This window comes from Novosphingobium sp. (assembly GCF_041915465.1).
In the GTDB taxonomy this organism is placed as follows: Bacteria; Pseudomonadota; Alphaproteobacteria; order Sphingomonadales; family Sphingomonadaceae; genus Novosphingobium.
Genome location: NZ_JAYSBK010000105.1, coordinates 1 through 10270, shown reverse-complemented (window position 1 = coordinate 10270; position 10270 = coordinate 1). Strand labels below are relative to the sequence as shown.

The following is a 10270-nucleotide window of genomic DNA, read 5'->3' as shown; positions in this document are numbered from 1 at the left end:
AGAAATCGTCCATCGACTGGCACGGCATCGCATTGACCTTGGGCGTGACGTTGTTCTCACGCAGGAAGCGCATGATTTCGGGCATGGCCACGGCGAAGAAGAATTCCGCGTCCGATCCGTCGGACACTGTCCCGAACGAGTTTGCGCCGATCACCCGGCCGCACGCGTCCATCAGCGGTCCGCCGCTGTTGCCCGCCGCGATCGAGGCGGTGTGCAGCACGGTTGCAAAGCTCTTGGATGACCGCCCAGCCGACGCCGTACCTTGTGTTTTCACCGGGGCGATCGGCGTGATCATGTCCACTGCGTCCAGCCCCTGCGCCAGGTCGACGCTGCCGGGGTAACCCACGGCATAGACCGGCTGGCCATCCGTTACGGCGGCGGGGGAAAGCGTGGCGACCGGCAGGGTGCCGCCCTCGATCCTGAGCAGTGCCAGGTCGTTCTTCGGTGAATAGGCCACCACCTTGGCCGCCCAGCCGCGCTTGCCCTGCGAAGGGATGATCAGCGGATGGATCGTATCGTCATCGGCCATGGGCGCGACGACATGGGCGTTGGTCACGACCAGGTCGGGCGCGACCACGAAGCCTGAGCCGTGCCCGGCGATCCCGGCGTCCTTCCCGTCGATCCAGACCAGTGCGACCCGCACCACGCTGCGCGATGCGGCGGTAATGTCGGCCGGATCGGCGCTGAGCCGCACGGGGGTGATAGCGGCGGCGAACAGGACAAACAGCGCGGCGATGGTTTTGCAGAGTCGAGCCATGTGCGAAGCTTGCCGCTCGCCGCGCTTTACTGCAAGACGTGGGACAAGACCTGAATCTGAAAAAATTCTGAACTTGAAAGACTTCGTTTTATTGGGGATTCTGGATGTTGAGTGCGATGATTGCGTTTGCCGCGGCAGCGGCGGCACAGGTGGTAGTGGTCGAACAGCGCAGCGTCTCATTCACCGTGGGCAACCAAGCCTTCACCATGCCCGTCCCAGAGGGACTCTGCGCGCCGACCGGCAAACTCACCACTTTCGCGGAACTCATGGCGAGTGCGGACGAGGCCAACTCCACGGTCGTTTCTCTCTACGCCTGCGATCGCTCCCCGGAAGTGCCTGCGACATGGGAATATGTCCTGATCAAGGTGCCGCGCGGTGTTGAGCACAAAACGCTTGCCAAGCCAGTCGCGGTCAATGCTTTGAAGGAGGTTCTCGAATCTCAGGATGCTCCCAAGTTCGATCAGGACATGCAGGATGAGATCGAGGCGGGCTACAAGGACAATCTCGGTCTGAACGTGAAATTCAAGGGGAATTTCGGTTACATGGGGTACGACGCTGACTGTGCGTACATAGGCGGCTCGTTGACCGTTAAGGTCGAGGACAAGGAAGGCCTAGTGATTGGCTCTACCTGTATGAGCGCGGCTGGCGGCAAGATCATGGCCGTCAACTACTACGTCGATCCGGGCGCCGGTGACGTCGCCTATGCCAAGCGGCGTTCGCGCGAAATCTTCGTATCGATCAAGCCGCAGTGAGGCTTTGAGCGCAAGCTTCGGGACGCGCGGAGGGCGGGGGTGGTTCTAGACGGGCTTCACGACCAAATAAGGAGCCCTGCCATGACCTACCGCATTACCGGCCTTGCACCGGAAAACTTCGCCGACCTGTTCGACCTCGACGATGCCGCCCTTGCCGCGCGCAGCGCGATCCGCGTGACGGCGCAGGCTGATCGCGGCTATCCCTGCCGGATCAGCCTGGAAGATGCCCGACAGGGTGAGGAGCTGATCCTGCTGCATCACACCAGCCAGGATGTGGCGACCCCCTATCGCAGCGCCTATGCGATCTATGTCCGGCAAGGCGTGGCCGCGGCAGATCACATCGACGGCTTGCCGCCGGTGTTCGAGGGGCGCCCGCTGGCCTTCCGCGCTTTCGATGCGACCGGGATGCTGCGCGATGCACGCCTCGCCATGCCGGGCGAGGCCGAGGCGCGGATCCGCGATATTTTGGCCAATCCCGAAATTGCCTATATCCATGCCCATAACGCCGCGCACGGTTGCTTTGCCGCGCGGATCGACCGCCATGGGGAGCAGGCCCGATGATTGCCGAAGACGATGCCTGGAGTGCCGTTCTGGCGCGCGACAAGGCGTTCGATGGCCGCTTCGTCACCGGGGTGCTGACGACGGGGATCTATTGCCGCCCAAGCTGCGCGGCCCGCCATCCGGCCAGGTCCAACGTGCGCTTCTTCGCCAATGGCGAGGCGGCGCGCGCGGCGGGGCTGCGGGCCTGCAAGCGCTGCCTGCCCGACGACGTCAGCCGCGACGAGCGTGCCGTGCTGGCTGCCATTGCCGCGATCAAGGCGGCGGAGCAGCCGCTGGCGCTGGCCGCCCTGGCCGAGGAAACCGGCTATTCGCCCGCGCACTTCCAGCGCGTCTTCACCCGCCACACCGGCCTCTCGCCCACCGCCTATGCCCGTGCGCTGATGGCCGAGCGTGCAGCCGAGGCGCTGAGCGGGGAGGGCCGGGTGACCGATGCCATTTATGCCGCCGGCTATTCCGGACCGTCACGGTTCTATGCGGCGAATGAAGGGAGACTGGGAATGACGGCTTCGGCCTGGGCGAAAGGCGGCAAGGGCGCGGTAATCCAATGGGCGGTGGTCCCCACCAGTCTTGGCGCGATGCTGGTCGCGGCGACGGTCAAGGGCGTGTGCCGCCTGTCGTTCGGCGAAGGGCGCGAGGCGCTCGAAAAGCGCTTTCCGGCAGCCGAACTGATCGAGGGCGGGGAAGCGTTTTCGGCCCTGCTCGAACAGGTCGTGGCCGCTGTCGAGCAACCGGGCGATTTTGCCCATATCCCGCTCGACGTGAAGGGCACCGCGTTTCAGGAAGCGGTCTGGCGCGAGCTGCGCCGGATTCCGGCGGGCGAAACGCGCACCTATGCCCAGCTTGCTGCCGCCGTGGGCCGGCCGAAGGCGGTGCGCGCGGCGGGCAGCGCCAACGGCGCCAACAATGTTGCCGTCTTGATTCCCTGCCACCGGGTGATTGCCACCGGCGGCGGCCTTGGCGGCTATGCCTATGGCCTGGAGATCAAGCGCAAGCTGCTCGAAAAAGAGCAGAAATGAACGCAGGGCATGCCGCCGTCGATCCCGCCTGAAGAAAGCTGTTGCCTGCCGCGGGCGGTTGGGAAATAGGGTGTGTATGAGCAATGCAATACAGTCTGAGCCGTCCGCCCCGCCTCGCGCGGTGGCCCTGATCCTCAAGGTCCTGCGCTTCCCGCTGATCCTGCTGGTGATCGAGGTGTTTACGCTCGCCGCCGTCGGTGTTGGCTATACCAAGGCCGCGCGCGCACTGGGGGTGCCGACCATAGGGCTGGCCAACTTCCTTGGAGCGCTCGGGCTCTGCCTGGTGCTGGTGCTGACCTACAAGGCGCTGCGCCGCTGGCTGGAGGGCCGGCACGACGCCGAGTTCACCCTGCCCGGCGCGGCGCGCGAACTGGGGCAGGGGCTCTTGCTGGGGGCGGTGTTGTTCAGCGTGTCGGCGCTGCTGGTCGCCGCGCTGGGCGGTCTGGAGATCCAGGGCCTGCGCGGCATGGGTAATTTCCTCAGCGTCGCCGCGATGGCTGTTTATACCGGAGTGTTCGAGGAAGCGGTGTTTCGCGGCGTGCTGCTGCGCCATATCGAATCCCTGCTCGGCTCGTGGCTGGCAATCGCGATCACCGCCCTGCTGTTTGGCGCGGCGCACCTTACCAACCCGCACGCCAGCCTGTTTGCCGCAATGGCGATCGCAGTCGAGGCGGGGCTGCTGCTGGGCGCGGCATTCCTGCTTACCCGGCGCTTGTGGCTGGCTGTAGGCATCCACGCCGCGTGGAACTTTACCCAGGGCTGGGTGTTTTCAATCCCCGTGTCGGGCAACGATTCCTCGCTCGGTCTGCTTATTACCCGCAATACCGGGCCGGACTGGCTGAGCGGGGGCGGCTTTGGCCTGGAAGCCTCACTCGTGACGCTGCTGGTGGCGACGCTTGGCGGCGTCTGGATGCTGCGCCGCGCGATCGCCCAGGGACGGCTTGTCTCCCCCGCCTGGGTCAGTTAGCCTCTCGGTTAAACAAGTTCGGGAGAAGTTCCATGGCCGTAATGCCCTTGCCGGAAGGCGCGCCTGCCACGCTTAATGAAGCCTTTGCCCATATCGGCACCGTGACCGCGCCGACCCTGCTCGATCTCAAGGTGATGGTGCTGACCGAATCCGCCGCGCTCGAACTTTACAACACGATTGCCACGGGGACCGACAATCCCGCCGTCGCCGAACTGCTCCGTTACAATGGGCGCGAGGAGTTCCTCCATGCCGAGCGTGTGGCCCAAGCCATTCTCGCGATCTCGGGCGAGGACTTCACGCCGCCCCAGCCGGCCGATCACCCCTATCTTCAGGATGGTCCGCTGGCCGTGCCGCCGGTTACGGTGGAAAGCCTCAGGAAGCTTGCCCAGGGCGAGTTCGGGGGTGAGGCGCTGTATGAAGGCTGGGCGGCCAATACCGCCAATGCCGAAGCCGCGCGCTTGTTCCGCCTTAATGGCAAGGAAGAGACCGATCATGGCAATCGCCTCATGGAGGCGGCTGCGCTGCTGGAAGCTTAACGCCTGAAGATCGCAAAGGGCGCCAGGGCAAGCCTGCGCAGCCGCGCGAACAGTCCGGCAGCCTCGGCGGGTTCCGCCTCAGGCGCATAGTCGCCGTCGTCCCGGACTTCGCTCGCGGCTGGCTCGGCCTCGGCTTCCGCCTCCGCAGAATCGTAAGGCGCGGGTGCCGGAGCCGGATCGGCCATGGGCGGGGCATAGTTGGCCAGCAGGCTTTGCAGCCGGTCCTGAAGATCGGGGCCGGGTGCGACCTGTTCGGGCGTGAAGGGCGGCGGGCTTGCCGGGACGGGCCTGGCGGGCGAGTCCAGCGTTTCCCGGTTGAAGGCGGCGTCGGGCGATGCTGGGCGCGTCGGCGGGAAAGTGCGGCGCGCGACCGGCATCGGCTCCATGCTCTGCGCCGACTGGGGCAACGGTTCCGGGCGCGGATCAGGCCGCGTGACAATGATTGGCACATCATCGAACCGGGGCGGCGTGTGGTGCGACAGGCCCACAAGGCTCGGCGTTTCGCCAGCGACGTGCGGCTTGCGCAGCGGTTTCGAGGCCAGCAGCGGCCGCGCGGAATCTTCGCCGTCCAGCACCGGATGCTGAACCTGTTCGAATTCGCTCTGCGCGGTTTCGTGGACGGGATTCGGCGCATCTTGATGCCGCACCTGCGCGGTGCGTGCGGCCGCGTCTTCCGGAGTATCTTCGAGGACCAGGATGGCCCGCTTGCGCGCGCGCGGGATGCCGGTGACCAGCAAGCTGGAATAGCGCGGCACCGGGGCACCGTTGATATTCGGGGGAAGCTCCTCTTCCTTTTCGAGGAGATCTTCGGGAAGCCCCGCCACCGGCGCATCGAAATAGGGATATACGTCATTGCTGCCGGCCATGACGCAGACCGGGCGGGGCAGGCCCTTCTGCGCGATCTGGTCGGTCACCGCTTGGACCAGCAGGGCCGAGAGCAGGCAAGCGCCCAGCGAGCCGGCCCGGATGCCGTCCTCGTCTGGGTCTTCGCTGGCCAGCAGGCGCGCTTCGAGCAGGGCAAGCGCGCCGTGCAGGTCGTCGATCCCGCTGACCGACAGCGCGTTGTCGCTCGCTTCGGCATCGCCATGCCAGGTGCAGCCATAGGCCGAATAGCCGTCGAGCAGGTCTTCGCGGCTGCTCTTGGAAAAGGGGAATGAACTGTCGCTGTAATAGCTGACCTCGACCAACGGCTTGAGCAACCCATTTGCATCGGGCGCGGGTGGATTTTCGCCGGGCCAGCCGAACGCAACCGAGATGCCGGTAATCAGCCGCCCCGGCAGGTCACGGCGCTTGATTGTATCGCCGAGTTCGTCCCAGCCTTCGATGATCAGGTCGGAGGGCTGGACGGTCAGGAATCGTTCGGGAAGCAGTCCGCCAGGCCCGGCATAATCCGGTAGGAGCGAGCGCAGACGGTCGATCGCCACATTGACCCGGCCCTCGCGCAGCCGATTCTCGACCGAGCGACGAAAGTCTTCTTCATTCAAACCATTGATTACGAGGGCTGTCACACGCGATTCCCGGGCTCTGCGGGCGCGACCTTCGGCCGAATTGGTTGATTTGTGGTTACGGCCAAAGGTTGCTTTCTTATGTCCTTGACCCGCGCGGGGTCAGACAAAGCTGTACGGGTCAATGTCGACGCTGACCCGAACGCCCTGCGGAAAGCTGAGTGCGCCGAGCCATTCGCGGATCACATCCTGCAGCTTTGCGCTGCGCCGCGCATTGATCAGCAGGCGATAGCGATAGCGCCCGCGCAGCAGGGCCAGCGGCGCAGGGGCGGGGCCAAGGATCAGCACATCGGGCAGGTTGGGCGCGGCGCCGCCGATCGCGCGGGCGGCGCTGCGGGCTTCGGCCTCGTCCTCGCTGCTGACGATGATCGCGGCCCAGCGTCCGAACGGCGGCGCACCCGCATCGCGGCGGCCATCGGCCTCAGCGGCGTAGAAGGCGTCGCGATCCCCGGCGACGAGGGCGGCGATCACGGCGGCTTCGGGATGGCGGGTCTGGATCAGCACTTCGCCCGGCTTCTCCCCGCGCCCGGCACGCCCCGCCACCTGCGCGACCTGCTGATAGGTCCGCTCGGCCGCGCGCAAATCGCCGCCTTCAAGACCAAGGTCGGCATCGACCACGCCGACCAGCGTCAGTTCGGGGAAGTGATAGCCTTTGGTGACGAGCTGGGTGCCGACGATCACGTCGATCAGCTTCTGTTCCGCCGCCGCTACGAACTCGCTGATCTTCTCTGGTGAATTGAGCGTGTCGGAAGTGACGACGGCGACCCGCGCCTCGGGCAGCACCTCGGTCACCTCGTCGGCGATCCGCTCCACGCCGGGGCCACAGGCGACCAGGCAATCGCCGGTGCCGCATTCCGGGCAAGCGTCCGGCACCGGCACTTCGTGTCCGCAATGGTGGCACGCAAGGCGGCGCGAGAGCCGGTGCTCGACCAACCAGGCGCTGCAATTGGGGCACTGGAAGCGGTAGCCGCAGTGCCGGCACAGCGTGAGGGGCGCATAGCCGCGGCGGTTGAGGAACAGCAGCGATTGCTCCCCGCGCTCCAGCCGTGCCTTCATTTCGGCAACCAGGCGCGGGGCGAGCCAATGGCCGCGTTCGGGCACTTCCTTGCGCAGATCGACCACCTGCACATCGGGCAGGCTGGCCCCGCCGAACCGGTCGGGCAGGTCGATCTTGCGGTAAACCCCGGCCTCGGCCAGTTGCAGCGATTCGAGCGCGGGCGTGGCACTGGCAAGGATCACCGGGATGCCTTCGAAGCGGGCGCGGATCACGGCGACATCGCGCGCGTTATAGCGCACCCCGTCGTCCTGCTTGAACGACACTTCGTGGGCTTCGTCGACCACGATCAGCCCCAGCCGCGCATAGGGCAGGAACAGGGCCGAGCGCGCGCCGACCACCACTTGCGCCTCGCCCGAGACGATCGCCCGCCACGCCCGCCGCCGTTCGCTGGCCTTGAGGCTGGAATGCCACAGCACCGGCGGCGTGCCGAAGCGCGCTTCGAAGCGGCGCAGGAAATTTTCGGTGAGGGCAATTTCCGGCAGCAGAACCAGCACTTGGCGCTGCTCGCGGATCGCCTCGGCAATCGCCTCGAAATAGCACTCGGTCTTGCCCGAGCCGGTTACCCCGTCGAGCAGGAAGGGCTGGAAGACACGGGCCTTGACCGCCGCGACAAAGGTGTCGGCGGCCGCCTGCTGCGCCTCTGACAGTTCGGGGACCGCAAAGTCCGCCTGCGCGTGGGGGTAAGGCCGGTCGAGATCAACGGTCACCGGCTCAAGTATCCCCGCGCCCACCATCCCGCGCAGCACGCCTTCGGAAACCCCGGCATATTCCGCCAGTTCGCGGATGCTGGCCTGTTCGCCGTGGAGCGCGTCCATCGCGGCGGCGCGCTGCGGGGTGAGGCGCTTGGGTTCGAGGCCCGAGAGGCGGTATTCGGTCGTCGTGCCGCCACCGCGCAGCGCCGCCATGCTGCCCAGCGCCATCCGCGCAACCGAGTTCATCGGCGCGACGTAATAGTCCGCGCACCATTCGATCAGGCGGCGCAGCGGCGCGGCCAGCGGGCGCACCGGCAGCACTTCGAGGATCGGGCGCAGCTTGGCGTCGGGCACTTCCTCGCCGGGTAGGCGTTCCGGCTCCCATACGATCCCCAGCACCTGGCGCGGCCCGAGCGGCGCGACCACCAGCGACCCCGGCTCCACCGACAGGTGCGGCGGCAGGCGGTAGTCGAGCACCGAGAGCACGGGATTGAAGACAAGGAGTCGGATGCGGTTCATCTTGCCGGTCTATATGGAGCGGGTGAGGCGGGGACGACACCCCCAGACATGTCGGAGGCGTGGACAATGATCGCAGCAATCCGGAACCTTCGCAGCCGCCGGGCGTTTCTGGCAGGCGGCGGCGCGCTGGCGGCCCTGTCGCTGGCGGGATGCGCCACCGGTCCGCGCATCAGCCTGACCGAGGCAATCCGCCGTCTGCTGATGCTGGCCGCGGACAACGCTTTTGCCCGCCTGACCGCGCCGGGCGGGTTCTGGGACCGGCAGGTCACGCGGCTCGACTTGCCCGAGGTGTTCGACGGGCGCGGCGCGGTGTTGCAACAGATCCTGACCTCTGTGCTGTTCAAGGACCGGCTCCAGCACGCGCTCAACACCATTGCCGAGGAAGGCGCACGCCGCGCCGCGCCGGTGGTGGCCGATACGATCCGCATGATCGGTTATGACAATGCCTTGGCGCTGGTGCAGGGCGGCCCGCATGCGGCAAGCGATTACCTGCGCGCCAACATGGGGCCCCGCCTGATCGACGTGATGGTGCCCGCGCTGGGCGACGGCCTGCGGCTGGCCGAAGACCCGCTGGTCGGCCAGGCGATCGCCGCGCTGACCGGGGTGGACGTGAACGGCGTCGCCCGCTCGCTGGCGCGTGAGGTGGACGATGCGATCTGGGGCGAGATCGGCCGCCAGGAAGCGGAAATCCGCGCCAATCCGGAGGCCACCCACGATCCGCTGCTGATTGCGGTGTTCAAGGCGGTGTAACCGACGGCTTTAAGGGCTAGGCCCATGCGGACGGGTTGCTTATAGCGACTGGGAATCGCCCCGCAGGAGCAAGACCCGTGAAATTCTTTGCCGACACCGCCGAGATCGCCGAAATCAAGGAACTGGCCGCTACCGGCCTGCTCGATGGCGTCACCACCAATCCCTCGCTGATCATGAAGTCGGGCCGCGATTTCATGGAAGTGACCAAGGAAATCTGCGCCCTGGTCGATGGCCCGGTCAGCGCCGAAGTGGTCGCGCTCGATCACGAGGGCATGATGCGCGAGGCCGAAATCCTGCGCAAACTGGCCGACAATGTGTGCATCAAGGTGCCGCTGACGATCGACGGCCTCAAGACCTGCAAGGCGCTGACCGGCGATGGCACGATGGTCAACGTCACGCTGTGCTTCTCGGCCAACCAGGCCCTGCTCGCGGCCAAGGCCGGGGCAACCTTCGTTTCGCCCTTCGTTGGCCGTCACGACGACAACGGCTTCGACGGGATGCAGCTGATCAGCGACATCCGCATGATCTATGACAACTACGACTACGTGACCGAAATCCTTGTCGCCTCGGTGCGCCACGGCATCCACGTGCTCGAAGCCGCCAAGATCGGCGCCGACGTGATGACCGCGCCGCCCGCCGTCATCAAGGGACTGTTCAAGCACGTGCTGACCGACAAGGGCATCGAAGGCTTCCTGGCTGACTGGGCCAAGACCGGCCAGTCGATCTAAAGAGGCACATCGATCTAAGCAGGCGCATCAATCTAAGCAGGCAGACCCAGTTGGCAGACGAATCCCCCCTCGATCGCTTCAAGAGCGTCCTGACCGGCACCAGCCGGGCGATCGCGCATGAGCCCGAGGTGGAGCTGGCGTGGACCGCCGATACGCCTATCGCCAACGGCAAGAACCTGCGCATCCCGATGCCGGGCCGCGCCCTGCCGCGCGAACAGGCGATGGAAGCGCGCGGTTTTGCCGACAGTTTCGCGCTGCGCCTGCGCCACCACAGTGACCAGCTGCACGCCAAGAACGCCCCGGCAGAGCCCACCGCGCGGGCCTGCTATGACGCGGTCGAGCAGGTGCGTTACGAAGCGCTGGGTGCCAATGCCTATGCCGGGGTGCGCGCGAACCTTGACGCGGCACAGTTGGTGCGGATCGGCGGCGA

General features: G+C 66.3%; 10 protein-coding genes and 1 pseudogene. 8 read left to right on the top strand and 3 right to left on the bottom strand.

Annotated features, from left to right (window positions below; genetic code table 11):
- Positions 1-757, bottom strand: a 757-nt coding sequence (locus ACE3SN_RS14285) for a S1C family serine protease (protein WP_374531119.1), incomplete at its 3' end; no start/stop codon positions are given.
- Between the two features lie 104 nt (positions 758-861).
- On the opposite strand from ACE3SN_RS14285, the gene ACE3SN_RS14280 reads away from it, so the two are divergent.
- The 5 genes from ACE3SN_RS14280 to ACE3SN_RS14260 all read left to right on the top strand — a co-directional run bounded on the left by ACE3SN_RS14280 (position 862) and on the right by ACE3SN_RS14260 (position 4589).
- Positions 862-1509 carry a hypothetical protein gene (locus ACE3SN_RS14280; protein WP_374531117.1) on the top strand — a complete coding sequence of 216 codons (648 nt, stop codon included), beginning with the start codon at positions 862-864 and terminating at the stop codon, positions 1507-1509.
- A gap of 81 nt (positions 1510-1590) precedes the next feature.
- Positions 1591-2070 (top strand): DUF1203 domain-containing protein, encoded by a 480-nt coding sequence (locus ACE3SN_RS14275; RefSeq protein WP_374531115.1) that lies wholly within the window; start codon positions 1591-1593, stop codon positions 2068-2070.
- Positions 2067-3086, top strand: a complete 1020-nt coding sequence (locus ACE3SN_RS14270) for a bifunctional transcriptional activator/DNA repair enzyme AdaA (RefSeq protein WP_374531113.1) — start codon at positions 2067-2069, stop codon at positions 3084-3086. Before ACE3SN_RS14275 ends, ACE3SN_RS14270 begins: the two co-directional genes overlap by 4 nt.
- 121 nt (positions 3087-3207) lie before the next feature.
- The gene (locus ACE3SN_RS14265; protein ID WP_374531111.1) at positions 3208-4053 is read left to right on the top strand and encodes a lysostaphin resistance A-like protein; all 846 of its coding nucleotides are present in this window, start codon (positions 3208-3210) and stop codon (positions 4051-4053) included.
- A 32-nt stretch (positions 4054-4085) separates the two neighbouring features.
- Entirely contained in the window at positions 4086-4589 is a 504-nt protein-coding gene (locus ACE3SN_RS14260; RefSeq protein ID WP_374531109.1) for a ferritin family protein, read from the top strand.
- Here ACE3SN_RS14260 and ACE3SN_RS14255 read toward each other — a convergent pair.
- A complete protein-coding gene (locus ACE3SN_RS14255) occupies positions 4586-6097 on the bottom strand; it encodes a hypothetical protein (protein ID WP_374531108.1) in 1512 nt (503 codons plus the stop codon). The genes ACE3SN_RS14260 and ACE3SN_RS14255 overlap by 4 nt on opposite strands.
- A 99-nt stretch (positions 6098-6196) precedes the next feature.
- Positions 6197-8362 (bottom strand): primosomal protein N', encoded by a 2166-nt coding sequence (locus tag ACE3SN_RS14250; RefSeq protein ID WP_374531106.1) that lies wholly within the window; start codon positions 8360-8362, stop codon positions 6197-6199.
- A 66-nt stretch (positions 8363-8428) separates the two neighbouring features.
- Here ACE3SN_RS14250 and ACE3SN_RS14245 point away from each other — a divergent pair, with 66 nt between their 5' ends.
- The 3 genes and pseudogenes from ACE3SN_RS14245 to ACE3SN_RS14235 form a co-directional block, all read left to right on the top strand.
- Entirely contained in the window at positions 8429-9112 is a 684-nt protein-coding gene (locus ACE3SN_RS14245; protein WP_374531104.1) for a DUF4197 domain-containing protein, read from the top strand.
- Positions 9113-9189: 77 nt separating this feature from the next.
- Positions 9190-9840, top strand: a complete 651-nt coding sequence (gene fsa / locus ACE3SN_RS14240; RefSeq protein WP_374531102.1) for a fructose-6-phosphate aldolase — start codon at positions 9190-9192, stop codon at positions 9838-9840.
- Between the two features lie 50 nt (positions 9841-9890).
- Positions 9891-10270: pseudogene (locus ACE3SN_RS14235) on the top strand (cobaltochelatase subunit CobT); the annotation flags it as partial.